The sequence below is a fragment of the Nitrosovibrio sp. Nv17 genome (assembly GCF_900119085.1).
Lineage (GTDB): Bacteria > Pseudomonadota > Gammaproteobacteria > Burkholderiales > Nitrosomonadaceae > Nitrosospira.
Map to the genome: position 1 here is coordinate 1 of NZ_FPIQ01000025.1, position 23,407 is coordinate 23,407.

Consider the following 23,407-nt stretch of genomic DNA (forward strand, 5'->3'; position numbering starts at 1 on the left):
GGCTCCCACATCGATACCAGCAGCAACGGGAACAGCAATCTGTGCAGGTGTTCCGGGTTCAGTCGTTTGAAGTGTCATGATGAATCCTCGAATGAAGTCGCGATACAATGTCACGGGTTCCCCGACCCTGCACACGCGCCTACCATCCTTGTGTATACAGGCTCAAAGCCTCGGATACTCCACGGTATTGGCGAATAGGGCGGGGAGCCAATCTACATCACAAGCTCAGACCTTAAAAAACCTGTCTTCAGGATGGGACGGCTTCCCCAGTGAAGCATCATCTTACTTGCATCACAAACAAAATCTGAATATCTCTGATCATACAAGGATGGGTGGAGCCTCGCGTAACCCATCTTTTTTCTTGAACGCCGCGATGGGTTACATTTCATTTCACCCCTCCTACCTGGCTGAGCATGCCGCCCCGTATCGGGTCTGAACGAGACGAGATTTGAACAGAACGGTATTTGAATTCTTCGCGAGGATGACCCTTCAAAGCTCGCGGCATAGCGACAGTCCCACATTTGTGATAATGTGGGACTGTATTCATTTGTGAGGTTTCCATGAGCCGCCTGACTATCGACATGACCGACCAGCAGCACCAGAGCTTGAAGGCGCTTGCCGCCTTGCAGGGCAAGACGATCAAGCAATATGCGCTCGAACGCCTCTTTCCCGCCGATGAGACCGGCGATCAGGCATGGCGGGAGTTGAAGGCGCTGCTAGGCCAGCGGATCAGCGATGGCTTGACGGGGAAGGTTTCTGCCAAGACCATCGGACAAATCGTGGACGAGGAACTGGATGAGGATGGCCGCGCTTGAGCCGCGCCTATATCCTCTCCGATGCGGCGGAAGCCGACATGCGCGGGATTGTCCGCTATACCCGCGAGCAATGGGGCAGCGCACAGGTGCGCCGCTATATCGGCAGGCTCGAGCACGGCATTGTGCGCGTCGCAGGCGGTCAAGGACCATATAAGGACATGAGCGCGCTCTATCCGGCGCTCCGCATGGCGCGCTGCGAACATCACCATGTCTTTTGCCTGCCGCGCGAGGATGCGCCCGCACTGATCGTGGCGATCTTCCATGAGCGCATGGACCTGATGGCCCGGCTCGCGGACAGGCTGGAATAAGCAACTGGAGGGACGCCGCCGCCACGGCGTCCGCGCCTATCCCGCTGCGCGCCGCCGCCTGATGAGGTCATGCAGGCTGGCGGTGGTGATGAGGGTGGCCTTGCCAAGCTTCACCGTCATTCGCGCAGCCGTCTTCGATTCCTGCGCGGTGGAGTGACACAGGGAATGCCCTGTGCTTTTGCTCTCTCGACGATCGCCTCACTGTCATAGCGCTTATCGGCAATCAGGTGTCCTGCCTCGAAGCCTTCGATCAACTCCCCAGCCTTTGCATCTCGTCTCTTTCAGCGTTCATGATGATTGCTCGTGTAAAAAACCATCTTTCCGCGTGGATCGACGATCTGGCAAATCCTGGGAAGGAGCTACGTACCGGAGGAATGACTACTCCATCGAGATGCGCAGCGACAGGGCCGTAGGCCACGGTGCCAGCACCAGGAACAGCAGCAGGAAGGCACCGAGCAGGGATATATGCGCCTGCGCTCCCGGCCCGGTTGCGCGTTCCCGTCGGCATGCGCCCGCCTTCAGACCCCGGATCGCTGCAACCGAAGCCGTATTTTCCGTCGACGCCGCTGCGCAATCGCCATGGCCGGAAGTGAAGCCGCCCGGCGCGGAGGTCGCATCGGCAGCCCGGCAACCGCCCTGCCGGGACAAACCCCGCGCCTTCATTGCGGCGTACCGGCGTACCTTAGTCCAATAGGCAGAATTATCAGAATGGGTAAGATGGAGGTGCGATGAATGCCGTTCGGGTTTCGGCAGCATTAAAAAGAACAAGGAGGAACACATGAAGAGAAAAGGCTTCCCGACTTCCGTTGCAGCGATGCCGCTCTGGAAACCCTGCGTCGCGGTGCTGGTGTGTGCCGCCGCGATCACGGCTCCTACCGCAGAATCCGCCCTCATCCTGCACGAGGCTGGCGGCAATTTCTCCAACAGCTGGGTATCACCGACCGTCGTTGCCAGCGGCACGACCGGTGTTGCGGGCACGGGCGCGCCAGAGTGGAGCGGCGGCGATCGATTCGACATCTTCCATTTCTCCGGCCTGACGCCGGGCGCGACATCCATCGTCTTCGATTTCTCGCTGACCGGACCCCATGACCCCGGCGCCTATCAGAACGGCGGCGGCACCATCTACTACAGCCATGTGCCATTTTCCGGTGCCTACTATATCGATCAGGGCGATGGCAGGGTGCTTGGCAGCCAGGATCTGCTCGCCGGCAATTTCGACGTCACCTACAATCCGTGGGACGCCGCCAATGCGTCCAATCGCGGGACATCGAGCTTCACGCTGAACCTTCCCAAGGAATTCACAGGCGATCTGTTCCTGGCGCTGGACTTCACCTACGGCCGGGTCAGCTACAATATCAATTCGCTTTCCTGGGCCACGTCCGGCAATGGCACCGAACCCGTGGAGCTCCCGGTGACGGCGCCCGTGCCGCTTCCCGCGACGGGCTGGCTGCTGCTCGCCGGCTTTGTCGGCCTCGCCGCGAACCGCCGCAAGCCCGGTCGCCCGGATCGCCGTTCATCCGGCCGCAGTCGACTTGCATAAACCGGGCGGTACGCCGCCGGCCTGTTCATACGGCAGATCCCGGCACTCTTCCGGTTCCCCGCGCGCCTGATCCCGCTGCAGCCGGCGGCGGGGCCGCTCGTTTCTTCATGCCGGCATGGCAATCCTCCCGATTCTGCCGGGGAGCGGCAGCACGGTACGGCGCTTCCCGGAAGGGGAAGCGAAAGACGCTATTCCATCGAGATGCGCAGCGACAGGGCCGTAGACCACGGCGCCAGCACCAGGGACAGCAGCAGGAAGGCGCCGAGCAGGGACATGTGCGCCTGCGCTCCCAGGCCGGCCGCGCTGGCTTCCACCGCGCCCGCGCCGAAGATGAGCACGGGGATGTAGAGCGGCAGCACCAGCAGCGAGACGAGGACGCCGCCGCCGCGCAGCCCCAGGGTGAGCGCGGCGCCGATGGCGCCGATCAGGCTGAGGACCGGCGTGCCCAGCAGCAGCGAGGCGGCGAGCACCAGCAGTGCATCCGCCGGCAGGTCGTACTGGATGCCCAGCACCGGCGCCATCAGCACCAGCGGGACGCCGGTCACCAGCCAGTGGGCCAGTGCCTTGCCCATGACAATAAGGTAGAGCGGCTCGGGCGAGAGCAGCATCTGCTCGAGCGTGCCGTCCTGGTAGTCGCCGGCGAACATCCGCCCCAGGGAGAGCATCGACGCCAGCAGCGCGGCGACCCACACCACGCCGGGCGCCATGGTACGCAGCATGTTCATCTCCGGGCCGACGCCCAGGGGGAACAGGCTGACCACGATGACGAAGAAGAACAGGGTGGTCAGCACGTCGGAGCGGCGCCGCATCGCGAGCAGGAGGTCGCGGCGGATGATGTGCAGGAGCATGTCAGGCGAGCTGCAGGCGCTGCACCGCGGGGGCGGCGATGTCGATGTCCTGGTGGGTGGTCATCACGATCATGCCGCCGCGCGCGAGGTGCGATTCCATCAGTCCCTGCATCAGCTTCACCGCGGCGGCGTCGAGCGCCGTCAGGGGCTCGTCCAGTATCCACAGGATGGTTTCGCACACCAGCAGGCGCGCCAGCGTGACGCGGCGCCGCTGTCCCTGCGACAGCACCCGGCCCGGCAGCAGCTCGCGTCCCTCCAGCCCGATGCGGCGCAGGGCATCCCACGCCTCGCGCAGGCCGACCGCGGCACCTCCCATGAGGCTGGAGATGCGCAGGTTCTCGACCGCGGTCAGGTCGTCCTTGATGCCGCCCAGGTGGCCGAGGTAGGTCATGGCGCCGTAGTATTCGCCGCCGAGGGTGCGAATCTCCGTGCCATTCCAGCGGATCTCCCCCTGCGCCGGCCGCGCCAGCCCGCACAGCATGCGCAGGAGGCTGGTCTTGCCGCTGCCGTTGGGGCCCTGCACCTGCATCAGCCCGCCCGCCTCGAGAGTGAAGCCGAGGCCGCTGAACAGCACGCGGTCGCCGCGCATGCATTCCAGGTCGATTCCTTTCAGCGTCGGCATGGCCAGGGGGCGGGGGCGCGAAAAAGCGGCATTATAGCGTATCCCGCTGTCGCGGGTGCTGTCCCGCCCTGCGCCGCGAGGCCCCGGACGGCGGGAACCGTGGGTCTTCGCGGCGGGGTTCCCGGGCGACGCCGGCCCGGCCGGGGGCGGCGGCTAACCGTCCTGCCGGTGCAGGGCCTCGGCGCGGCGCTCGAATTCCTCCGGAGCAACGTCTTCCACATGGGTGGCGACGAACCAGACATGGCCGAACGGGTCCGCCAGGGTGCCGCTGCGGTCGCCGTAGAACTGGTCCTGCACGGGCCTCACCGCGGTGGCGCCGGCCTGGAGGGCCCGGGCGAAGACGGCGTCCACGTCGTCGACGTACAGGTACAGGCCCACGGGGACGGCCGCGCCGAAACGGGGATGGGCCAGGCCGCCTTCGCCGCTGCAGCCGTCGGACAGCATGATGCGGGAATCGCCGATGGCGAGTTCGGCGTGGCCGATCCTGCCATCGGGCGTGGCGAACCTGAAGAGCTCGGTGGCGCCGAACGCCTGCCTGTAGAATTCGATCGCCCGGCTTGCGCCCTCGATCGCCAGGTAGGGGGTCAGGCTGTGGTAGCCCTCGGGTGTGGATGGTGTCGTCATGGCATGCTCCTGTCAGGGATTGAACGTTTTCCGATGGAGCGCGACCCGGTTATCCGTTATCCTGCACGTTCCATCCAGGCTCTCCTTCCGCGGCTATGATAGCAGCAAAACAACAGCCCTCCGTCCCGGACGAACCGGATCCGGATGCCGGCTTCATGCGCGAGGCGCTCGGCCTGGCGGATCTGGCGGCGCAGGCGGGGGAGGTACCGGTGGGTGCCGTGGTGACGCGTGCAGGCATCATCGTCGGGCGCGGCCACAACCAGCCTATCTCGTCCGCGGATCCGACGGCGCACGCCGAGATGGTGGCGTTGCGGGATGCGGCGCGGCGGCTGGGCAACTATCGCCTGGGAGAGTGCACGCTCTACGTCACGCTGGAGCCCTGCGCCATGTGCGTCGGCGCGATGTTCCACGCGCGCATCGCGCGGCTGGTGTACGGCGCGGCGGATCCCAAGACCGGCGCGTGCGGAGGCGCGATCGACCTGCCCGCGGAAGGGCGGCTCAACCACCACCTGCAGGTCGCCGGCGGCGTGCTGGCGCGGGAAGGGGGGGACAGGCTCAGGCGCTTCTTCGCGCAGCGCCGCGGCCGGGTGGAAGCGGGAGGCACGGAGGACGAAGCGTGCCGATGAGGGTCGTGGTCGACATCCCGGGCCAGGAAATGGAGGTGCGCGGCGCGGCGGGCGACGTTGTCCGGCGCTACCGCGTCTCGTCCGCGCGCAACGGCACCGGGCAGGTCAGCGGCAGCTTCTGCACCCCGCTGGGGCGGCACGTGATCCGCGCCAAGATCGGTGCGGGCCAGCCGGTCAATACCGTGTTCGTCCGCCGCCGCCCCACGGGAGAGATCTACACCCCGGCGCTGGGCGAGGTTTTTCCCGGGCGCGACTGGATCCTGACGCGCATCCTGTGGCTTTCGGGGTGCGAGCCGGGGTTCAACCGGCTGGGCGAGGTGGACACCATGCGCCGCTTCATCTACATCCACGGCAGCCCCGACAGCGTGGAGATGGGCAGGCCCGGCTCCATCGGCTGCATCCGCATGCGCAACGGCGATCTGCTGGAACTGTTCGACCTGGTGGAGGCCGGCACCGAAGTCGACATCAGGGGTTGAAGCCGCCTCGTCCCCGCTGCGCGGATTCGCCCGGCGTGTGGCGCGGTATGCGATAATCTCGGGCAAGCAGCCCCGCCGCCGGCGGGGCTTTCACGCCGGACCATTCGACCCGAGATGAAAATCACTTTCCTGGATTTCGAACAATCCATCGCCGAACTCGAGGCCAAGATCGAGGAACTGCGCTTCGCCCAGGAAGAGTCGGCGGTGGACATCTCGGCGGAGATCCAGCGGCTGCAGAAGAAGAGCCAGTCGCTCACCAGCGGCATCTACGCCAAGCTCACGCCGTGGCAGATCTCCCAGGTGGCGCGGCATCCGCAGCGGCCCTACACGCTGGATTACATCCAGCATCTGTTCACCGGCTTCGAGGAGCTCCACGGGGACCGCAGCTTCGCCGACGATCCCGCCATCGTCGGCGGCCTGGCGCGCTTCATGGGGGAGAGCGTCGTGGTCATCGGCCACCAGAAGGGCCGCGACACCAAGGAGAAGATCCACCGCAACTTCGGCATGCCCCGACCCGAAGGCTATCGCAAGGCGCTCCGGCTGATGCGCCTGGCGGAGAAGTTCTCGCTGCCGCTGCTGACCTTCATCGATACGCCCGGGGCCTATCCCGGCATCGGCGCCGAGGAACGCGGCCAGTCCGAGGCCATCGGCCGCAACCTCTACGTGCTGGCGGAGCTCAGGACACCAGTCATCTGTACCGTCATCGGCGAGGGAGGCTCGGGCGGCGCGCTGGCGGTGGCCGTGGGCGACACGGTGCAGATGCTGCAGTACGCCACCTACTCCGTCATCTCGCCCGAGGGTTGCGCCTCGATCCTGTGGAAGAGCGCCGACAAGGCGCCCGAAGCGGCCGAGATCATGGGGATCACCGCCCAGCGCCTCAAGACCCTGGGGCTGATCGACCGGATCATCCCCGAGCCGCCCGGCGGCGCCCACCGCAATTACCCGGCTGTCATGCAATCGGTGGAGAAGGCCCTGCAGGAGGCGCTCCAGCAGGCTCGTGCCTGTTCCATGGATCTGCTTCTGGAGAAGCGCTTCGAGCGGCTGATGGGATATGGCCGGTTCAAGGAAGCTCGTACCGGATAGCCTGCCGCACCGGGTCGAGGAGGTGCTGCGCGGCCAGGTGCGACCGGGCGACCGTCTCGCCGCTGCCCTGAGCGGCGGCGTGGATTCGGTCGTGCTGCTGGATCTGCTGGCCGAAGCGGCCGGGCCTCTAGGCTTCTCGCTGTCGGCGGTGCACGTCGATCATGGCATCAGCCCGCACGCGGGCCGGTGGAGCCGGTTCTGCCGGCGCCTGTGCCGCACGCGCGGCATTCCCATCGTGGTTGCAAGGCCGCCGGTCGTGCGCGAGCCGGGTGCGAGCCTCGAGGCGGCGGCGCGGGATGCCCGCTACGGGGTGTTCGCGCGGCTCGACGCCGACTACGTGGTGCTGGCCCACCACCTGGACGACCAGGCGGAGACCCTGCTGCTGCAGCTGCTGCGCGGGGCGGGGGCGAAGGGACTGGGCGCGATGCCCGTGGTCAGGGAGGTCACGCCCGCCTACGGGCCGCAGGCCGCGAAGCCCCTGCCGCGACTGCTGCGGCCGATGCTGGACGTGCCGCGGCGGGCGATCGAGAATCATGCCCGCGCCCGGGCCTTGGCGTGGATCGTCGACGAGAGCAACGGCGATACCGCCTTCGACCGGAATTTTCTGCGCCACGAGCTGCTGCCGCTGCTGGAGCGGCGCTTTCCCGCCTATCGCGCAACGCTGGCACGTGCCAGCCGCCATCTGGCCGAGGCGGCCGGCCTGCTGGACGAGCTGGCCGCCGCCGACGGCGAGGCGCATTTCGTCGCGGACGGGCTGCGGGTGGAGGCCCTGCGCGAACTGGCGCCGGCGCGGGCGCGCAACCTGCTGCGCCATTTCCTGGCGCGGCAGGGAGCGGTGCCTCCCAGCACCGTGGCGCTGGGGGAGATGCTGCGGCAATTGCGATCCGCCGGTGCGGGGTCGCGGCTGCGCCTCGCCTTCGGCGACAGGGAGGTGCGCTGCTTTCGCGGGGTGGTGCGGGTGCGGGAAGCGGCTCGCGCTGCAGCAACGGCCGGGGGCATGCCCCGGCTGGCATGGCAGGGTGAGGGGCGGCTGGTGCTGGCGGACTGCGGCGGCAGCCTCCGTTTCCTGCCTCGCAGCGGTGCGGGCATCAGCCTGAGGAAGCTGACCGAACACCCCGTCACCGTGCGCCGGCGCCAGGGTGGCGAGCGGCTGCGCCCCGACTGCGCTCGTCCGCGCCGCAGCCTCAAGAACCTGCTGCGGGAGGCGGCATTGCCGCCGTGGGAGCGCGAGGCGCTGCCGCTGATATTCAGCGGCGAGCACCTGGTGTGCGTGCCCGGCATCGGCGTGGACTGCCGCTTCCGCGCGGCGGATGGCGAACCCGGCATCGTGGTGGAGTGGGACGCCGCCGCGGTGCCGGGGTGAGCCCTCCCCCCTATTTCGTCGCGGCCGCGGATCCGGCGGTGCCCTTGGCCTCTTCCGCCGCGGGCACGTAGGGCGTGTCGAGCGGCTTGCGGAACAGGGTGCCGAACCGCGGCGGCACGGCGACGTCGGTCGCGGTGTGCGAGATCACGAACAGGAACGTGTAGTCGTTGTAGTAGGCATCCGCCAGGAAGACCGGCGTGGAGCCCACGAATCTGCCCGAGGGAATCTCGAAGACGTTGAGGTGGAACCTCGCATAGCCGGTCTGGTACTGCGACTTGTACAACGCCAGTTCCGGCAGGGAAATGGGGATGAACTGGCTCTGGATGGGGGGCAGCCCGAACAGCGTGCCGGCGAGTTCCGTCCCGAGCGCGCCGACGACGGCGTTGACGCGGTAGGCGGCATTGGCCTCGTCCTTCTGCACCGCGTACCCCTGCTGGCCCAGCCAGCCGGCCAGGACGTGCTGGATGAGGCTCTGGTCCGGCGTCAGCCCCGACGTGTCGACCGCCACCTTGGCGCCCTGGGGGATCGGCAGGTGCCCCGTAGCCGGCGCGGGCAGGCTCCGGGTCACGGCTTCGCTGATGAGAAGCTGCTCGATCGGGGTGCGTGCGGACTGGGTGGTCTTGTGCGTGGAGGAGCAGCCCGCGATCCAGCCGATGCAGATCGCTCCAATGGCCAATGCTTTGAGAATAGGGGTCATGGTGGGGTTCACTTCGAGTATATTATGGGTTCATCACGTGCCATGCAGGCGGGGTGTGCGGGCGAGGCCGTCTTTTCCCGCCGCCCGCCACGGCGAACATAGCACATCCCGGCGGGGCGTGCACGGGGTGCGTGGCCGCGTTCCATCCCGTTCCGACGAAAATCCCTGCCGCGCGGAGGCAGGCGGCATCCTTACCTGGCACATGGCCCGAGCGAAATCCAGCTATTCCTGTACCGAATGCGGCGGCCAGGTGTCCAAATGGCAGGGGCAGTGCCCCCACTGCCAGGCGTGGAACACGCTGGTGGAGACCCCGCGGGAACAAGCGCGGCCGCGTTTCGTCCCCATGGGCGGAGGGGTGGCGCAGATGCGCACCCTCGGCGAGGTGGAAGCGGGGGACGAACCGCGCCATGCCACGGGTTCGGCCGAGTTCGACCGGGTGCTGGGCGGCGGCCTGGTGCACGGCGGCGTGGTGCTGCTGGGCGGCGATCCGGGTATCGGCAAATCCACGCTGCTGCTGCAGATACTCTGCCATATGTCTGCATCGCACGGCGTGCTGTACGTGAGCGGCGAGGAGTCGCCGCGGCAGGTGGCCCTGCGGGCAAAGCGCCTGGCACTGGATGCGGGCGCGGTGCGCCTGCTGGCCGAGATCCGGCTGGAGGGCATCGAGGAGGCGCTGGCGGCGTGCAGGCCCGACGTGGCGGTGATCGACTCCATCCAGACGATCCATTCGGACGCGCTGCAGTCCGCACCCGGCTCGGTGGCGCAGGTGCGCGAGTGCGCCGCGCAGCTGACGCGGCTGGCCAAGGCCAGCGGCACCTGCACGATCCTGGTGGGGCACGTCACCAAGGAGGGTGCGCTGGCCGGGCCGCGCGTGCTGGAGCACATGGTCGATACCGTGCTCTACTTCGAGGGCGATACCCACTCCAGCTTCCGCCTGATCCGCGCCTTCAAGAACCGCTTCGGCGCGGTGAACGAACTGGGCGTGTTCGCCATGGGCGAGAAGGGCCTGCGTGAGGTCGGCAACCCCTCCGCGCTGTTCCTGTCGCACCACGGCGGTCAGGTGCCCGGTTCCTGCGTGATGGTGACCCAGGAGGGCACGCGCCCCCTGCTGGTGGAGATCCAGGCGCTGGTGGACGATGCGCATTCGCCCAATCCGCGACGGTTGAGCGTGGGCCTGGAGCAGAATCGGCTGGCGATGCTGCTGGCGGTGCTGCATCGCCATGCGGGCATCGCGTGCTTCGACCAGGACGTGTTCGTCAACGCCGTCGGCGGCGTGAGGATCACCGAGCCGGGCGCCGATCTCGCGGTGCTGCTCGCCATCGTCTCCTCGCTCCGGAACCGGCCGCTGCCCGCGAAGATGGCAGTCTTCGGCGAGGTCGGGCTCGCGGGCGAGGTGCGGCCGGTGCAGCGCGGCCAGGAGCGTTTGAAAGAGGCGGCCAAGCTGGGGTTCGTGCAGGCCGTCGTTCCTCGCGCCAACCAGCCGAAGCAGGCGATTCCCGGCATCGAGGTCATCGCGGTGGAGCGGGTGGAAGAGGCGGTTGCGACGATCCGCTGACCATGGGCGGAGCCGGCGGTTCCTGTAGCCGCCCGCCCTGCCGGCCTGGGGGCGGCGCGGAAATCCAGCCACGCGGGCGGGTGGTCGGCGGGCATGCCCTCAAGTACCCGCTTGCCGCGCTGGCCGCCTATCGGATATCGTACACGCTGGAGAGGCGAGAGCCGTAGAGAGAGGAGGTACCCCATGACCGACAATCCAGTGCTGCAGCGGCTGCGCAGCCAGAGATCGTCCCTGCACGTCGCCATGTCGTACGAGCGCATCGGCGGCGAGGCCGTCCTGCGCCGCCTGGTCGACCGCTTCTACGACCTGATGGACGAGGATCCCGACTACTTCGGCATCCGCAGGCTGCACCCCGAGGATCTGGCGCATTCGCGGGAGAAGCTGTTCATGTTCCTGTCCGGCTTCACGGGCGGGCCGTCCCTCTATGCCGAGAAGTACGGCGAGCCGCGGATGCGCACCCGCCACATGCCCTATGCGATCGGCAGCCCGGAGCGCGACCAGTGGCTGTCGTGCATGGACCGGGCGATGGCGGACACGGGCCTGGACGAGGAGTTGCGCAGGAAGCTCGGCATGGCCTTCCAGCAGACCGCGGATTTCATCCGCAACCAGCCGGAATAGCTTCCCGGCACCCGGCCGGGTATCGGCGAGAGGGGCCGCTACCGGCCGCGGAAGGAGGGGCGGGTGGTTCCCGCCGCCGGTGCGCGGCTGCGCGAAGCGCCCCCGCTGCCGCCTTCTCCCGATCCCGGGCGGCTGTCGCCGAACGACCGCTGGCGACCGCCTTCACGGTGACCGTCGCCGCTCCAGGCATGGCTGCGCTTGCGCGCGATGCCGGGCGCGCTTCTGGCCGCGCCGCCCGCACCGGCGTGAGGCTTGAACCGCGGCTCCAGCCCCGGTATCACGTGGGAATGAATGCGCTGGCCGGTGAAGCGCTCGATCTTCTTCAGGTGGACGCCGTCCCGTCCCGAGGCGAACGATACCGCGATGCCGGATGCGCCGGCGCGCCCGGTGCGGCCGATGCGGTGCACGTAGTCCTCGGCGAATTTGGGGAGATCGAAGTTGATCACATGGGTGATGCCGCTCACGTCGATGCCCCGGGCGGCGACATCGGTCGCCACCAGTACCCGGAGCCCGCCGCGCCGCAGCCTGGTCAGCGTGCGCGTGCGGTCGCGCTGATTCATGTCGCCGTGCAGCGCCGCGGCCTCGTGCCCCTGGGCGGAAAGGGCATCCGCCAGCGTGTCGGCGTCGCGCTTGGTGGCGGTGAACACGATGGCCTGCTTGAGTTCGATGTCGCGCAGCAGGTGATCCAGCAGCCGGTTCTTGTGGGAAAGGTCATCGACGTAGTGCAGCCGCTGCTCGATGTTGTCGAGGCGCGCCTGCTGCGCCGCGATCTGGATGCGCCGGGGCGACCTCAACAGGCGTGCGGCCACGCCGTTCATCGCACTGTCCAGCGTGGCGGAGAACAGCAGGGTCTGGCGGCCGGCCGGTGTGGCGGCGGCGATGGTCTCGACGTCGTCGATGAACCCCATGTCCAGCATGCGATCGGCCTCGTCCAGCACCAGCATCTCCAGGCGCGAGAAGTCGATGCGCCCGCGCTGGATGTGGTCGATCAGGCGCCCCGGCGTGGCCACGAGGATGTCCACCGGCTGCGACAGCAGCTTGTTCTGCAGCGGATAGGGCATCCCGCCCAGTATGCTCACGACCCGGGCGCGGGGCAGGTGCCTGCCGTACTTCGCCGCCGCTTCCGATACCTGGAGCGCGAGCTCGCGCGTCGGGGTTAGCACCAGCACCCGCGGGCCGCGGCCGCGCACCGCGGAGGGCGTTGCCAGGCGGTGCAGCGCCGGCAGCATGAAGGCGGCGGTCTTGCCGGTGCCCGTCTGGGCCGAGGCCATGACGTCGTGGCCCGCGATCAGCTCCGGAACGGCTTGCGCCTGGACGGGGGTCGGATCGGTGTAGCCGGCTTCGACGACGGCTTGGAGGATGAGCGGATGCAGGCCGAGATTTTCAAAAGACACGTTGTTTTCCCTATGAATTGAAATGGATGCTTCCCGCACGGGCGCCTGTTCTCGTGACGCCGTGCCGCGGGTCGAACCCGGAATTTTCCAATGATGCGTTTGGCATGCGCAGACGAGGGATGTCCATCGATGTCCGGTGGACAGGGGTACCGCTGGCGCGCGCTGCATCGCTGCCAACCACGATACCCGCACGACTGTGCCGGGAACCCGAGAATCAGGAGAGGCGGGAACGATGAATCGACAGGAACGAAAAAAAGAAAATCTTTTCTTTTCGCTGTCTTATCGATGCGCGGAGTATACAGCAAGGCGAGTAAAGAAAAAGAACTATTATGTGCCGGCCGCGGACGTGGAGCCAGCGGCTGCGCCCATCATCTCCCGCTTCAATGCCGCGATCTGCTCCTGGTTCAGCGTCTCGGTCTCCAGCAGCGCCTCCGCGGCGCGATCCAGCAGGGCGCGGTTCGCCTGCAGGATGGCGATGGCCCGTTCCAGCGCGCCGTCCACCAGGCCGCGCACCGCACCGTCCACGGCGCGCGCGGTCTCCTCGCTGAAGTCGCGGCCCTGCGGGATCGGCACGGTGGCCTGGAGGTGGGGCGAGCGTTCGCGATCGTAGGCGACGTTGCCCAGGGCCGCGCTCATGCCGTAGCGCAGCACCATCGCGCGCGCCAGGTCCGTCGCCCGGGCGATGTCGTCCGAGGCGCCGGTCGAGATCTCCTCGAACACCACCCGTTCCGCCGCGCGGCCGCCCATCAGCACCGCCATCTTGTTTTCCAGTTCCGCGCGGCGCATCAGGAAGCGGTCCTCGGTGGGGCGCTGGATGGTGTAGCCGAGGGCGCCGATGCCGCGCGGGATGATGGAGATCTTGTGCACTTCGTCGCTGCCGGGCAGCGCCAGGGCCACCATGGCGTGCCCCAGTTCATGGTAGGCGACGACCCGGCGCTCCAGCGGGTTGAGCAGGCGGTTGCGCTTCTCGAGGCCGGCGACGATGCGCTCCACCGCATTGTTGAAGTCGTCCATGGCCACCGTCGCGCCGTTGCGGCGGGTGGCGAGCAGCGCCGCCTCGTTGACCAGGTTCGCGAGGTCGGCGCCGGTGAAGCCCGGCGTCAGCGCGGCGATCTGCTCCGGCTTCACGTCGGCGTCGAGCTTCACCTTGCGCAGGTGCACGGCCAGGATCTGTTCGCGACCCGCCTTGTCGGGCCGGTCGACCAGCACCTGGCGGTCGAAGCGGCCCGCGCGCAGCAGGGCGGGATCGAGGATCTCGGGCCGGTTGGTGGCCGCGAGCAGCACCACGCCGCTCTTGGAATCGAAGCCGTCGAGTTCCGCCAGCAGCTGGTTGAGCGTCTGTTCCTTCTCGTCGTGCCCGCCCATGCCGTAGGCGTTGCGGGCACGCCCCAGCGAATCCAGTTCGTCGATGAAGATGATGGCGGGCGCCATCTGGCGCGCCTGTTCGAACAGATCCCGCACCCGGGCGGCGCCCACGCCCACGAACATCTCCACGAATTCGGAACCCGAGATGGAGAAGAACGGCACTCCCGCCTCGCCCGCCACGGCGCGCGCCAGCAGGGTCTTGCCGGTACCCGGCGGCCCGACCAGCAGGATGCCCTTGGGCGCGCGTCCGCCGAGGCGGCTGTATCCCTCGGTGTCCTTCAGGAAATTGACGATCTCGACCAGTTCCTCCTTTGCCTCGTCGACGCCGGCGACGTCCGCGAACGTGACCTTGGTCTCCTGCTCCACGAACACCTTGGCGCGGCTCTTGCCGATGGACATCAGCCCGCCGCTCATCGCGCCCTGGCTCATGCGGCGGATGACGAAAATCCAGATCGCGATGAAGATGCCCATGGGCAGCAGCCACGACATCAGGTCGCGCAGCCACGTGCTCTGGATGATGCCGGTGTAGATGACCTGATGCTGGTCGAGCTTGTCGGCCAGTTCCGGCTCCACCCGGGTGGTGACGAAATCCTTGAATCCTTCGGCGCCTTCCTCCTTGAGCGTGCCGTAGATGTGGTTCTCGGTGATCGCCACCTCGGCGATCCGATCCTCCTCCAGCAGGGTATGGAAGCGGCTGTAGGGGATCGGCTCGATCCTGGTGTATTGCTTGTAGATGCCCTGCACCAGCAGCACCCCGAGCACGGCGACGATCACGTACCAGACGTTGATTCGGGTCTTCTTGTCCATCGGGCATTCCTTTATTGTTCCGGTTGGAATAATCGACAGCACGGCGCGGGATTCGTTTCAGGGTAATGGATGGCGTGAAGGCATATACCGGTGGGTCAGTATCCATATGGACCGAATGGGATGCCGGTCGTGCCATCATCCCGATGGTCTTTCGGAAGTACGCCAGCGCGATGCCGAAGAAGGCGCCACCGATCACGGCCAGCCAGACGAACTGGGGCCATACGACATCCAGTCCGGCGCCGCGATAGAGGATGGCCTGGGCAAGCATCACGAAGTGGGTCGTGGGCGCCGTAAGCATTGCCGTCTGAACGACTTCCGGCATGTTCTCCCGTGGGGTGGACCCGCCGGACAGCAGTTGCAGCGGTATCAGCACCAGCATCAGCAGCAGGCCGAACTGCGGCATGGAGCGGGTGATCGTGCCCATGAAGATGCCGATGGACGTGGTGTGGCCGTAAAAATGAATCACTCCCTCAAAACCCGAGCCAGTTCACTGTTTTGATGCTCGTTCATTCGACATCTCTGTTAGCGTGGTTCACCATATGTTATATTGCACTGTCTTTGTAACACATAAAGGGAAAGCCATGAGCGAAACCACCTTCACATTCCGGGTCGATGAGTCTCTGAAAGCCGAGTTTTCCAGGGCCGCGAAGGCCCGCGACCGCAGCGGCGCACAGCTCCTGCGCGACTTCATGCGCGAGTTCGTTCAGCAGCAGCAGGAAGCGGCCGCGCATGACGCCTGGTTCCGTCGCCAGGTGCAAATCGGCCTCGACTCGGCCAACGCCGGCAACCTGATCCCAGCGGCCGAAGTTGAAGCCAGGTTCGCGGCCAAGCGGGCGGCCACACGCCGCCGTCTCGAAACTTCTGAGTGATGGGTCTGTTCTGGACGCCAGAGGCGATACAGGATCGCGATGAAATCTATGACTACATCGAGGCCGACAACCCAGCCGCTGCGCTGGCCCTCGATGAACTATTTGCAGAGAAGGCTGGCCGTCTGCTCGATCATCCTGACCTCGGCCGATCTGGCCGCATTGCAGGCACTCGTGAACTGGTAACGCACCGAAATTACATTCTGGTCTATGACTTGACCGACGACCTGGTGCGTGTGGCGCGCGTCCTGCACGCGGCCAGGCGGTGGCCGCCAGTCGGGGAGTAGGAGCATGGAGATCATCGACCGGATGATCGCTGTTTGCGCTCACGGTATCAGCCGTGCCGGCACGTTCTCGGGTTCGATGGGCGGTTGCGCGTCGTCAATCCGTTCCGCGTAGCGGACTGAGCATGGATGGAAGACGAAAGGCGCCTGATTTCCCGTTCAATCGGCGGGGCCCTGGCTGCGCACGCGGGCGGGGTTGCCCACTGCCGTGGCGCCTGCGGGGACGTCCCGGGTGACCACGCTGCCGGCACCGATGATGGCGTCGTCGCCGACCGTGATGCCCGGCAGGATGATCGCGCCGCCGCCGATCCAGACATTGCGGCCTATATGGATTGGCCGGCCGAATTCGAGCCCGGCCTCGCGCTCAAGGGCGTCCCTTGGATGATCCGCGGCGAGGATCTGCACGTTGGGCCCGATCTGGGTCTTGTCGCCGATCGTCACCTCGACCACGTCCAGGATGACGCAGTTGAAGTTCAGGAATACCCCGGCCCCGAGCCGGATGTTGAACCCGTAGTCGCAGTGGAACGGCGGGCGGATCGTGGAGCCCTCCCCTACGGCGCCGAGGCGCTCGGCGAGCAAGGCACGCCTTGCATCCGGGGCGGTGCCCGGCGATGCGTTGTACCTGGCCAGCCAGCGGGCCGTGGCGGAGAGATCGGCCTGTAGCTCGTCGTCGCGGGCGTCGTACGGCGCGCCGGCGAGCATCTTCTGTTTTTCCGTCCGGGTCATGGGTTTCGTTCCGATCACTGCGGCGTGAAGCCGAGGATCGCCTTTGTGTCATCCCGATAGGCTTTTCGGATTCATGTCGTTCCCCCAAACGATACCATGCCGACGTCGAAAATTTGGGAAAGCCTGCCGGGCATGGGGGATTTCCGTCGCGTGGCGGATGAATGCGAAGGTGGGAGAATCATGCCGGAAAAAAGACATCATTCCGGCTGCATCCGTTCCCCGTATCTGATAGCCTTCCGCTCATGCCCGTTTCCGGCCTCGCCCACCCGGGGGAGGACGGGAGGTGCAAATCCGGAAGGAGCGAATGCATGCAGGAAATGAGCGGTCTGATCGCCTGCGAGGAGTGCGACGCCCTCCATCGCAGGCAGGCGCTCGGCCGCGGCGAAGCGGCGCTGTGCCGCCGCTGCGGCGCGGAGCTGGAGCGGGAAGCGGGTGGCCACGGCAGGCGCGCGCTGCCGCTGGCGCTCGCCGGGATCGTCGTGTACGTCATCGCCAATGCCTTTCCCATCGTCGAGATGGAGATGCAGGGAATCGCCAGCCGTGCGACTCTCGCCGGCTCGGTGCTTGCCCTGGACGCCGGAGGCATGCCTTTCGTGGCGCTGCTGGTGATGGCGACCACCCTCCTGTTTCCGCTGATGCAGCTGTTGCTCCTGGCCTACCTGCTGCTCGGCGTGCGCAGCCCGGTGCGGCCCCCGGCGTTCGATGCATGTGCGCGCCTGGCGCAGGCGCTGCGTCCCTGGGCGATGGTGGAGGTGTTCCTGCTGGGCATCGTGGTGGCGCTCGTCAAGCTGAGCGCCATGGCGACGGTGCTGCCCGGCGTGGCGCTGTGGGCGTTCGGCGCCCTGACGGTGCTCCTGGCGGCGGTGTCCTCACTGCCTTCCCGGTACGTGTGGAAGCTGGCGTCGCCTCCCCGCGGGGATGGAGCCCATGCCGCGGGATAGCATGGCCCGGATCGGGCCGGAGCCGGCGCATGCCGGCGCGGCGGACACCGCCGCCGGACTCGGCATGGTGGCCTGCCATGGCTGCGGCACGGTATGGCGGGATGCCGGCGCGGACGCGCGCTGCGGGCGCTGCGGGAGCGCGCTGCATACGCGCAAGCCGGGCAGCGTGGGCCGTACCTGGGCCTATCTGATCGCCGCCTGCATCCTGTACGTGCCCGCGAACCTGCTGCCGGTCATGACGACCGCTTCCCTGCTGGGCAGGCAGCAGGACACCATCCTGAGCGGCATCGTCTATTTCTGGGTGTCGGGCTCATGGGAATTGGCGGTGATCGTCTTCATCGCCAGTTTCCTGGTGCCGCTGTTCAAGCTGGCGGCGCTGGCCCTGCTGCTGGTCGCGGTGCAGCGGCGCAGCCGCTGGCGCCTGCTGCAGCGGGCACGGCTCTACCGCCTGGTCGAGATCACCGGGCGGTGGTCCATGCTGGACGTATTCGTCGTCACGCTGCTGGCCGGCCTGGTGCAGATCGAGGGCTATGCCACGATCCACGCCGGGGTGGGCATCGCCGCGTTCGCGGCGGTGGTGGTGCTCACCATGCTGGCCGCGCACAGCTTCGATCCGCGGCTGACGTGGGATGCGGCCGGCGGATCGGGAGAACCTGCGCCATGAGCGGGGGCAGCCCCGCGGATGGCGGGAGCGTCCGGGAGGTCCCGCCGCCACGGAAGGTGCGCCGGCGCGACTGGCTGCCTTCGCTGGTCTGGCTGATCCCCATCGTGGCCGCGGTGATCGGCATCTCGCTCGCGGTGCAGGCGTGGAGCCAGCGCGGCCCCGAGATCGTCATCACTTTCCGTTCCGCGGAGGGTCTGGAGGCCGGCAAGACCAAGGTCCGCTACAAGGAGGTCGAGATCGGCACGGTGCAGTCCATCACGCTCAGCGAGGATCATTCGCAGGTGCTGGTATCCGTGCTGCTGAAGCATGAGGCGCGGGATTTCGCCGCGGCCGACAGCCGCTTCTGGGTGGTGCGCCCGCGCGTGGCCGGTTCCGGCGTATCCGGGCTGGGCACGCTGCTGTTCGGCGCCTACATCGGCGCCGATCCCGGGGGCGGGCGCGAGAAGTCGGAGCGTTTCACCGGCCTGGAAGTCCCGCCCATCGTCACGCGCGACGCATCCGGCCGGCAGTACGTGCTGCGCGCCACCGACATCGGCTCGCTCGACGTCGGCTCTCCCGTCTACTACCGCCGCATCAAGGTCGGGCAGGTGATCGCCTACGATCTGGACGAGGACGGCAAGGGCATCACGGTGCGCATATTCGTCAACTCCCCCTACGACCGCTTCGTCGGCATGAACACGCGCTTCTGGCATGCCAGCGGCTTCGACATGCAGATCAACGCCAGCGGCTTCACGCTCCATACGCAGTCGCTGGCGACCGTGGTGCTCGGCGGCCTGTCGTTCCAGGCGCCGGACGACGATCCCGGGCCGGCGGCGGGGGAGAATACCGTCTATACCCTGGCGGAGAACCGCGGCGAGGCGCTCAGGAAGCAGGACGGCGAGGCCGTCCGGATCGTGCTGGACTTCAGGCAGTCGGTGCGCGGCCTGGCGCCGGGCGCGGAAGTCAGCTTCCGCGGCCTGGTGCTGGGAGAGGTGAAGTCGATCGGCATCGAGTACGATCCCGCGCGGCACGAATTCAGCCTGCCGGTGCTGGTGGAGATCTATCCGGAGCGCCTCGGCAGCCGCTTCGTGGAATCGCAGAGGCAGTCGAAGTACACGCCGCAGCAGCGGCTGCAGCTCATGGTCGAGCGCGGCCTGGGCGCGCAGCTGAGGACCGGCAACCTGTTGACCGGCCAGATGTATGTCGCCTTCGACTTCTTCCCCGGCGCCACGCCGGCCACGAAGCGCAAGCCGGGCCGGGCGGAGGCGGCGAGGGCGGCGCCGTCCGCGATCCTGCGCCTGCCGGCGATGCCCAGCAGCGTCGATACGCTGGAGACCCAGATTTCGGAGATGGCGCTCAAGCTGAGCAAGGTGCCGTTCGACCAGATCGGCGACGAGTTGCGGCAGGCGCTGGCGCTGCTCAAGGGCACGCTGAACCATACCGGCAGGCTGGCGGAAACGCTGAGCAACGACGTGGCGCCGGAGATCACGGCCGCCATGCGGGACGTGAGCCGCACCCTGGTCGCGGCGGAGCGCACCCTCGCGGAGGACGCGCCGCTGCAGCAGGACGTGCGCCGGACGCTGCGGGAGCTTGCGCGCGCGGCGGCTTCGCTGCGGGTGCTCACCGACTATCTCGAACGCCACCCCGAGTCGCTGATCCGGGGCAAGAAGGAGGACAGGCCATGAAGCCATCGACGTGGTGCATGCTCGCAACGGCGGCAGCGCTCATGGGGGGCGGCTGCGCCTCCACGCCCGACACCCGCTTCTACACGCTGGCGGAGCCGGCTGCATCCTCCGCGGAGGCCGGCGCCGGGGCAGCTGCACTATTTCATGTCGACGTCCTGCCGGTGGCCGTGCCGGAGCGGCTGGCGCGCCCGCAGCTGGTGGTGCACTCGCGGGGACTGGACGGGACGGGGCTGGATGGGCAGGTCTTCGTCCTCGAGCATGACCGCTGGGCGGCGCCCTTCGATCAGGAACTGCGCGACGCCTTTGCCGCCGCCCTCGCGGACCGGGTCGGGGCGTCCGGTGCCCTTGCGCCGGACCGCCCGGTCTACCGTGTCGCGATCGAACTCGACCGGTTCGACGCCATTGCCGGCGACCGGGTGAAGGCGCGTTTCCGCTGGACCGTGGCGGATGCCGCCGGCGGTGCCGGCGCCACCTGCCAGGTGGCGCTGATGGAACGCGCCGACGGCGGCATCGGCGGCGTCGTCAGGGGGGTGCGGCGCGCAGTCGCGGCGACGGCGGTGGAGATTTCGCGGAACCTCGAGGATCTGGGTGCCGGGCGGCCGGCGACCTGCGCGCCGCGGAGCAGGCAGATCGATCCGCATCTGCCGGAGTGAAGACAGAGGGCGGTCAGCCCGGCGCCAGCATGGGGAACAGGGTGCGCAGGCCCGCCGCCATCATCTCCACCGCGATCGCGGCGAGGATCAGGCCGCCCACGCGCTGCACCACGTCCAGGGTGGGCTGCCGGATCTTCTTTCCGGCCTGGCCGGCCAGATGGAACGTGGCCCAGCACGCGGCCCCCACCGCCAGGATGGGGACCACGACATGCACCAGGTCAGCGGGCGATTGCCACGCGCTGTTGCCCATGACGTAGCTCAGGGCGGCGGGCCCGGCCAGCAGCGGCACCGCCAGGGGGACGGGCGCAGCTTCCCGGCTGCCGTATGCCCGGGCCGGGGACGATCCCTTGAACGTGGATTCCTGTCCCAGCACCATCGCGATCGCCAGCAGCAGCACGATCACCCCGCCCCCGACCTGCACCGCGCCGAGCGACACGCCCAGCACGCCCAGGAAGGGCATGCCGAGGAAGGTCGCGGCCAGCAGCGCCAGCGCCACGCTCAGGCCGATGGTGCGGGCGAACCGGGCCTGCTCGGGGGCGTCGAATCCCTCCGTGATGGCGAGGAACACGGGAACCATGGAAACGGGCCCGGCCAGCACGAACAGCGTGATGGTCTTCTTGACGGTGAGCGCCAGGATGGAGAGCATGGGCGTCAGGCCGCCGCCGCCACCGGGGTTGCGGCCGCCGGCAAGGCCGCGCCGCCGTGCGATGTGATGCCTGCAGATATCATCCTCTCATCATAGCCGCAAACTTCGCGGGCGGGGGGATGTCGTATGGGGGCATCCGCCCCGGCATCCAGGGCCGGGGCATGTGGCGCTCCTGAGCACCATTTCCCATCCACACCAAAGGCTGTGAATGTTCGGCTACTTCGAGAAAGTCATCCATCCCTATCCGGAGGCCGCCAGCGGCATTCCGCCCGCGCGCTTCCTCGCCTTCATCTGGGAGGCCACCCGCGGCGTGCGGCGCTACCTGGTGGCGCTGACGCTGCTGACCGCCGCCATCGGCGCGTTCGAGGCGCTGCTGTTCGCGGTGCTGGGAAGGATCGTCGACTGGCTCGGCGAGATTCCGCCCGCGCTGCTGTGGCGGCAGGAGCGGCACATGCTCCTGCTGTTCGCGCTGATCCTGGTCGTCAGCCCCGTGCTCGTGGGATTGCAGAACCTCGTCAAGCATCAGGTGCTGGGCGGGAATTTCCCCATGCGGCTGCGCTGGAACTTCCATCGCCTGATGCTGGATCAGAGCATGAATTTCTACCAGGACGAATTCGCCGGCCGCGTGGCGGCCAAGGTCATGCAGACCGCATTGGCGCTGCGCGACGTGTGCTTCATCCTGGGGGACATCCTGGTCTACGTCACGATCTACTTCCTGACGCTGACCACCGTGGTGGGCCATTTCCACCTGTGGATACTGGTGCCCTTCACCGTCTGGCTGGTTGCCTACTCGTTCGTGCTGCGCTTCTTCGTGCCGCGCATGAGCCGCGTTTCGCAGCTGCAGGCGGACGCCCGGGCGCTCATGACCGGGCGCATCAGCGACGCCTACACCAACATCGCCACCGTGAAGCTGTTTTCCCACGCGGGCAGGGAGGCGGGCTACGCCCGCTCGGCCATGCAGGAATTCCTGAAGACGGTGCACGGGCAGATGCGGCTGATCACCGGCTTCGAGACGACCAACCAGGCCATGGGCGCGATGCTCATCGTCAGCGCGATCGGCGTGGCGGTATGGCTGTGGACGCGAGGCGAGGTGGGCGTGGGGGCGGTGGCCGCCGTGGGCGCCATGACGCTGCGGCTGAACGGCATGTCCCACTGGGTGATGTGGGAGATGGCGACGCTGCTGGAACAGGTGGGTACCGTGCGCGATGGCATCAGCACGCTCTCGCGCGCGCACCGCGTCACCGACCGGCCGGATGCGGTGCCCCTGGCGGTGCATCGGGCCGACATCCGCTTCGAGGACGTGACCTTCGGCTACGGAGGCGACGTTCCCGTCATCGACCGCCTCCGCCTGCACATCCGGCCCGGCGAGAAGATCGGCCTGATCGGGCGATCCGGCGCGGGCAAGTCCACGCTGCTCAATCTGCTGCTCCGGTTCTACGACGTCGAGCAGGGCCGCATCCTGATCGACGGGCAGGACATCGGGGGCGTCACGCAGGTCAGTCTGCGCGCGAACATCGGCATGGTGACGCAGGACACGTCGCTCATGCACCGCTCGGTGCGGGACAACCTGCTGTACGGCCGGCCGGATGCCAGCGACGCCGAGATGGTCGCCGCCGCCCGGCGCGCCGAGGCGCACGACTTCATCGGGCGCCTGACCGATCCCATGGGGCGCAGCGGCTACGACGCGCACGTGGGGGAGCGGGGGGTCAAGCTCTCGGGCGGCCAGCGCCAGCGGATCGCCATCGCCAGGGTGATGCTCAAGGATGCCCCGGTGCTGCTGCTGGACGAAGCCACCAGCGCGCTGGATTCGGAAGTGGAGGCGGCCATCCAGTCGAGCCTTTACCGGCTGATGGAGGGCAAGACCGTGATCGCCGTCGCGCACCGGCTCTCCACGGTGGCCGCCATGGACCGGCTGATCGTGCTCGACCGCGGCCGCATCGTGGAGCAGGGCACCCACCGCGATCTGATCGCATCCAATGGCCTCTACGCGCGCCTGTGGAGCCACCAGAGCGGCGGATTCCTCGGGGAGGGATAGCGTCTTCCCCTCGCGGGCCGCCGCCGTTTCCCCTGCCTCTGGCCGCGGTTGCCGCCCTTCCTCCTGCCTGGTGCAGGGAAAAGCGTGCGTGTGCTAGCGGACAGATGGGCATGCTTCTTTGCCGCTAGGCTTGCTCCACGGATGGCCTGCCGAGCCGGCCACCGTGGTGCCGGAAGGGATGTGCGTC

The 23,407-nt window shown here is 67.7% G+C and carries 25 protein-coding genes and 3 pseudogenes; 17 read left to right on the forward strand and 11 right to left on the reverse strand.

Translation table 11 applies throughout. The features are described from left to right. The first annotated feature begins 560 nt into the window (after nucleotides 1–560). A complete protein-coding gene (locus BT108_RS11900) occupies nucleotides 561–815 on the forward strand; it encodes an antitoxin (protein ID WP_072294793.1) in 255 nt (84 codons plus the stop codon). Then, nucleotides 812–1,123, forward strand: coding sequence for a type II toxin-antitoxin system RelE/ParE family toxin (locus tag BT108_RS11905; RefSeq protein WP_255369714.1), 312 nt, complete (start codon nucleotides 812–814; stop codon nucleotides 1,121–1,123). Before BT108_RS11900 ends, BT108_RS11905 begins: the two co-directional genes overlap by 4 nt. A 378-nt stretch (nucleotides 1,124–1,501) precedes the next feature. On the opposite strand, the gene BT108_RS14200 is transcribed toward BT108_RS11905, so the two are convergent. Beyond that, the gene (locus BT108_RS14200; RefSeq protein ID WP_255369715.1) at nucleotides 1,502–1,786 is read right to left on the reverse strand and encodes a hypothetical protein; all 285 of its coding nucleotides are present in this window, start codon (nucleotides 1,784–1,786) and stop codon (nucleotides 1,502–1,504) included. 115 nt (nucleotides 1,787–1,901) lie between these two features. Between BT108_RS14200 and BT108_RS11915 the strand changes: the two genes are divergently transcribed. Next, nucleotides 1,902–2,663, forward strand: a complete 762-nt coding sequence (locus BT108_RS11915) for a VPLPA-CTERM sorting domain-containing protein (RefSeq protein WP_083566422.1) — start codon at nucleotides 1,902–1,904, stop codon at nucleotides 2,661–2,663. Between the two features lie 188 nt (nucleotides 2,664–2,851). On the opposite strand, the gene ccmB is transcribed toward BT108_RS11915, so the two are convergent. From ccmB to BT108_RS11930, 3 genes are all read right to left on the reverse strand, one after another. Beyond that, the gene (gene ccmB, locus BT108_RS11920) at nucleotides 2,852–3,511 is read right to left on the reverse strand and encodes a heme exporter protein CcmB (protein WP_072294796.1); all 660 of its coding nucleotides are present in this window, start codon (nucleotides 3,509–3,511) and stop codon (nucleotides 2,852–2,854) included. A gap of 1 nt (nucleotide 3,512) precedes the next feature. Beyond that, nucleotides 3,513–4,133: a cytochrome c biogenesis heme-transporting ATPase CcmA gene (gene ccmA / locus BT108_RS11925; protein ID WP_072294797.1), complete on the reverse strand. Its 621-nt coding sequence runs from the start codon at nucleotides 4,131–4,133 to the stop codon at nucleotides 3,513–3,515. Nucleotides 4,134–4,286: 153 nt separating this feature from the next. Further along, nucleotides 4,287–4,757 carry a VOC family protein gene (locus BT108_RS11930; protein WP_072294798.1) on the reverse strand — a complete coding sequence of 157 codons (471 nt, stop codon included), beginning with the start codon at nucleotides 4,755–4,757 and terminating at the stop codon, nucleotides 4,287–4,289. 95 nt (nucleotides 4,758–4,852) lie between these two features. Here BT108_RS11930 and tadA point away from each other — a divergent pair, with 95 nt between their 5' ends. The 4 genes from tadA (at nucleotide 4,853) to tilS (ending at nucleotide 8,305) form a co-directional block, all read left to right on the forward strand. Then, nucleotides 4,853–5,383 (forward strand): tRNA adenosine(34) deaminase TadA, encoded by a 531-nt coding sequence (gene tadA, locus BT108_RS11935; RefSeq protein WP_255369716.1) that lies wholly within the window; start codon nucleotides 4,853–4,855, stop codon nucleotides 5,381–5,383. Then, nucleotides 5,380–5,859 (forward strand): L,D-transpeptidase, encoded by a 480-nt coding sequence (locus BT108_RS11940; protein WP_072294799.1) that lies wholly within the window; start codon nucleotides 5,380–5,382, stop codon nucleotides 5,857–5,859. The genes tadA and BT108_RS11940 overlap by 4 nt, the downstream gene beginning before the upstream one ends. A 114-nt stretch (nucleotides 5,860–5,973) precedes the next feature. Next, nucleotides 5,974–6,942, forward strand: a complete 969-nt coding sequence (locus BT108_RS11945) for an acetyl-CoA carboxylase carboxyltransferase subunit alpha (RefSeq protein ID WP_072294800.1) — start codon at nucleotides 5,974–5,976, stop codon at nucleotides 6,940–6,942. Then, the gene (tilS, locus tag BT108_RS11950) at nucleotides 6,911–8,305 is read left to right on the forward strand and encodes a tRNA lysidine(34) synthetase TilS (RefSeq protein WP_072294801.1); all 1,395 of its coding nucleotides are present in this window, start codon (nucleotides 6,911–6,913) and stop codon (nucleotides 8,303–8,305) included. Before BT108_RS11945 ends, tilS begins: the two co-directional genes overlap by 32 nt. Nucleotides 8,306–8,315: 10 nt before the next feature. Here the strand turns inward: tilS and BT108_RS11955 are convergent, their stop codons facing one another. Continuing rightward, nucleotides 8,316–9,002: a hypothetical protein gene (locus BT108_RS11955; protein WP_072294802.1), complete on the reverse strand. Its 687-nt coding sequence runs from the start codon at nucleotides 9,000–9,002 to the stop codon at nucleotides 8,316–8,318. 202 nt (nucleotides 9,003–9,204) lie between these two features. Between BT108_RS11955 and radA the strand changes: the two genes are divergently transcribed. Genes radA through BT108_RS11965 form a run of 3 tightly spaced genes read left to right on the forward strand, consistent with a single transcriptional unit; the run spans nucleotide 9,205 to nucleotide 11,175 of the window. Then, on the forward strand, nucleotides 9,205–10,557 hold the full coding sequence (gene radA, locus BT108_RS11960; RefSeq protein WP_072294803.1) for a DNA repair protein RadA: 1,353 nt from the start codon (nucleotides 9,205–9,207) through the stop codon (nucleotides 10,555–10,557). Between the two features lie 2 nt (nucleotides 10,558–10,559). After that, nucleotides 10,560–10,724: a hypothetical protein gene (locus BT108_RS14010; RefSeq protein ID WP_218184864.1), complete on the forward strand. Its 165-nt coding sequence runs from the start codon at nucleotides 10,560–10,562 to the stop codon at nucleotides 10,722–10,724. Nucleotides 10,725–10,740: 16 nt separating this feature from the next. Further along, on the forward strand, nucleotides 10,741–11,175 hold the full coding sequence (locus tag BT108_RS11965) for a group II truncated hemoglobin (RefSeq protein ID WP_218184865.1): 435 nt from the start codon (nucleotides 10,741–10,743) through the stop codon (nucleotides 11,173–11,175). Between the two features lie 38 nt (nucleotides 11,176–11,213). Here BT108_RS11965 and BT108_RS11970 read toward each other — a convergent pair whose 3' ends face one another. From BT108_RS11970 to BT108_RS11980, 3 genes and pseudogenes are all read right to left on the reverse strand, one after another. After that, on the reverse strand, nucleotides 11,214–12,569 hold the full coding sequence (locus BT108_RS11970; RefSeq protein WP_072294804.1) for a DEAD/DEAH box helicase: 1,356 nt from the start codon (nucleotides 12,567–12,569) through the stop codon (nucleotides 11,214–11,216). Between the two features lie 327 nt (nucleotides 12,570–12,896). Further along, nucleotides 12,897–14,741, reverse strand: coding sequence for an ATP-dependent zinc metalloprotease FtsH (gene ftsH, locus BT108_RS11975; protein ID WP_072294805.1), 1,845 nt, complete (start codon nucleotides 14,739–14,741; stop codon nucleotides 12,897–12,899). A 130-nt stretch (nucleotides 14,742–14,871) separates the two neighbouring features. Beyond that, nucleotides 14,872–15,186, reverse strand: a pseudogene (locus BT108_RS11980) (ABC transporter permease); the annotation flags it as partial. Between the two features lie 136 nt (nucleotides 15,187–15,322). Here BT108_RS11980 and BT108_RS11985 point away from each other — a divergent pair. Then, on the forward strand, nucleotides 15,323–15,610 hold the full coding sequence (locus tag BT108_RS11985; RefSeq protein ID WP_072294806.1) for a CopG family ribbon-helix-helix protein: 288 nt from the start codon (nucleotides 15,323–15,325) through the stop codon (nucleotides 15,608–15,610). After that, entirely contained in the window at nucleotides 15,610–15,894 is a 285-nt protein-coding gene (locus BT108_RS11990; protein WP_072294807.1) for a type II toxin-antitoxin system RelE/ParE family toxin, read from the forward strand. The genes BT108_RS11985 and BT108_RS11990 overlap by 1 nt, the downstream gene beginning before the upstream one ends. A gap of 180 nt (nucleotides 15,895–16,074) precedes the next feature. Here BT108_RS11990 and BT108_RS14340 read toward each other — a convergent pair. Continuing rightward, a pseudogene (locus BT108_RS14340) lies at nucleotides 16,075–16,218 on the reverse strand (DapH/DapD/GlmU-related protein); the annotation flags it as partial. 234 nt (nucleotides 16,219–16,452) lie between these two features. Beyond that, nucleotides 16,453–16,617, reverse strand: a pseudogene (locus BT108_RS14345) (maltose acetyltransferase domain-containing protein); the annotation flags it as partial. A gap of 308 nt (nucleotides 16,618–16,925) precedes the next feature. On the opposite strand from BT108_RS14345, the gene BT108_RS12000 reads away from it, so the two are divergent. Genes BT108_RS12000 through BT108_RS12015 form a run of 4 tightly spaced genes read left to right on the forward strand, consistent with a single transcriptional unit; the run spans nucleotide 16,926 to nucleotide 20,539 of the window. Beyond that, a complete protein-coding gene (locus tag BT108_RS12000; protein WP_072294808.1) occupies nucleotides 16,926–17,558 on the forward strand; it encodes a paraquat-inducible protein A in 633 nt (210 codons plus the stop codon). After that, nucleotides 17,545–18,222: a paraquat-inducible protein A gene (locus BT108_RS12005; protein ID WP_072294823.1), complete on the forward strand. Its 678-nt coding sequence runs from the start codon at nucleotides 17,545–17,547 to the stop codon at nucleotides 18,220–18,222. The genes BT108_RS12000 and BT108_RS12005 overlap by 14 nt, the downstream gene beginning before the upstream one ends. Then, on the forward strand, nucleotides 18,219–19,886 hold the full coding sequence (locus tag BT108_RS12010) for a PqiB family protein (RefSeq protein ID WP_072294809.1): 1,668 nt from the start codon (nucleotides 18,219–18,221) through the stop codon (nucleotides 19,884–19,886). Before BT108_RS12005 ends, BT108_RS12010 begins: the two co-directional genes overlap by 4 nt. Then, complete coding sequence (locus BT108_RS12015) at nucleotides 19,883–20,539, forward strand: PqiC family protein (protein ID WP_083566424.1); 657 nt, start codon at nucleotides 19,883–19,885, stop codon at nucleotides 20,537–20,539. Before BT108_RS12010 ends, BT108_RS12015 begins: the two co-directional genes overlap by 4 nt. 13 nt (nucleotides 20,540–20,552) lie before the next feature. Here BT108_RS12015 and BT108_RS12020 read toward each other — a convergent pair whose 3' ends face one another. Continuing rightward, on the reverse strand, nucleotides 20,553–21,185 hold the full coding sequence (locus BT108_RS12020; RefSeq protein WP_072294811.1) for a MarC family protein: 633 nt from the start codon (nucleotides 21,183–21,185) through the stop codon (nucleotides 20,553–20,555). Nucleotides 21,186–21,393: 208 nt separating this feature from the next. On the opposite strand from BT108_RS12020, the gene BT108_RS12025 reads away from it, so the two are divergent. Next, nucleotides 21,394–23,220 (forward strand): ABC transporter ATP-binding protein, encoded by a 1,827-nt coding sequence (locus BT108_RS12025; protein ID WP_072294812.1) that lies wholly within the window; start codon nucleotides 21,394–21,396, stop codon nucleotides 23,218–23,220. Nucleotides 23,221–23,407: the final 187 nt, after the last annotated feature.

Excerpts from the sequence above, each read along its gene's own strand:
- BT108_RS11930 (WP_072294798.1), bottom strand. The coding sequence starts at position 4,757 with ATGACGACACCATCCACACCCGAGGGCTACCACAGCCTGACCCCCTAC.
- BT108_RS11915 (WP_083566422.1), top strand. The coding sequence starts at position 1,902 with ATGAAGAGAAAAGGCTTCCCGACTTCCGTTGCAGCGATGCCGCTCTGG.
- ftsH (WP_072294805.1), bottom strand. The coding sequence starts at position 14,741 with ATGGACAAGAAGACCCGAATCAACGTCTGGTACGTGATCGTCGCCGTG.
- tadA (WP_255369716.1), top strand. The coding sequence starts at position 4,853 with ATGATAGCAGCAAAACAACAGCCCTCCGTCCCGGACGAACCGGATCCG.
- BT108_RS12020 (WP_072294811.1), bottom strand. The coding sequence starts at position 21,185 with ATGCTCTCCATCCTGGCGCTCACCGTCAAGAAGACCATCACGCTGTTC.
- BT108_RS11900 (WP_072294793.1), top strand. The coding sequence starts at position 561 with ATGAGCCGCCTGACTATCGACATGACCGACCAGCAGCACCAGAGCTTG.
- BT108_RS11990 (WP_072294807.1), top strand. The coding sequence starts at position 15,610 with ATGGGTCTGTTCTGGACGCCAGAGGCGATACAGGATCGCGATGAAATC.
- BT108_RS14200 (WP_255369715.1), bottom strand. The coding sequence starts at position 1,786 with ATGAAGGCGCGGGGTTTGTCCCGGCAGGGCGGTTGCCGGGCTGCCGAT.
- BT108_RS14010 (WP_218184864.1), top strand. The coding sequence starts at position 10,560 with ATGGGCGGAGCCGGCGGTTCCTGTAGCCGCCCGCCCTGCCGGCCTGGG.
- radA (WP_072294803.1), top strand. The coding sequence starts at position 9,205 with ATGGCCCGAGCGAAATCCAGCTATTCCTGTACCGAATGCGGCGGCCAG.
- BT108_RS12000 (WP_072294808.1), top strand. The coding sequence starts at position 16,926 with ATGCAGGAAATGAGCGGTCTGATCGCCTGCGAGGAGTGCGACGCCCTC.
- BT108_RS12005 (WP_072294823.1), top strand. The coding sequence starts at position 17,545 with ATGCCGCGGGATAGCATGGCCCGGATCGGGCCGGAGCCGGCGCATGCC.
- ccmA (WP_072294797.1), bottom strand. The coding sequence starts at position 4,133 with ATGCCGACGCTGAAAGGAATCGACCTGGAATGCATGCGCGGCGACCGC.
- BT108_RS11945 (WP_072294800.1), top strand. The coding sequence starts at position 5,974 with ATGAAAATCACTTTCCTGGATTTCGAACAATCCATCGCCGAACTCGAG.
- BT108_RS11985 (WP_072294806.1), top strand. The coding sequence starts at position 15,323 with ATGAGCGAAACCACCTTCACATTCCGGGTCGATGAGTCTCTGAAAGCC.
- BT108_RS12025 (WP_072294812.1), top strand. The coding sequence starts at position 21,394 with ATGTTCGGCTACTTCGAGAAAGTCATCCATCCCTATCCGGAGGCCGCC.
- BT108_RS11955 (WP_072294802.1), bottom strand. The coding sequence starts at position 9,002 with ATGACCCCTATTCTCAAAGCATTGGCCATTGGAGCGATCTGCATCGGC.
- BT108_RS11940 (WP_072294799.1), top strand. The coding sequence starts at position 5,380 with ATGAGGGTCGTGGTCGACATCCCGGGCCAGGAAATGGAGGTGCGCGGC.
- BT108_RS12010 (WP_072294809.1), top strand. The coding sequence starts at position 18,219 with ATGAGCGGGGGCAGCCCCGCGGATGGCGGGAGCGTCCGGGAGGTCCCG.
- BT108_RS12015 (WP_083566424.1), top strand. The coding sequence starts at position 19,883 with ATGAAGCCATCGACGTGGTGCATGCTCGCAACGGCGGCAGCGCTCATG.
- BT108_RS11965 (WP_218184865.1), top strand. The coding sequence starts at position 10,741 with ATGACCGACAATCCAGTGCTGCAGCGGCTGCGCAGCCAGAGATCGTCC.
- tilS (WP_072294801.1), top strand. The coding sequence starts at position 6,911 with ATGGCCGGTTCAAGGAAGCTCGTACCGGATAGCCTGCCGCACCGGGTC.
- ccmB (WP_072294796.1), bottom strand. The coding sequence starts at position 3,511 with ATGCTCCTGCACATCATCCGCCGCGACCTCCTGCTCGCGATGCGGCGC.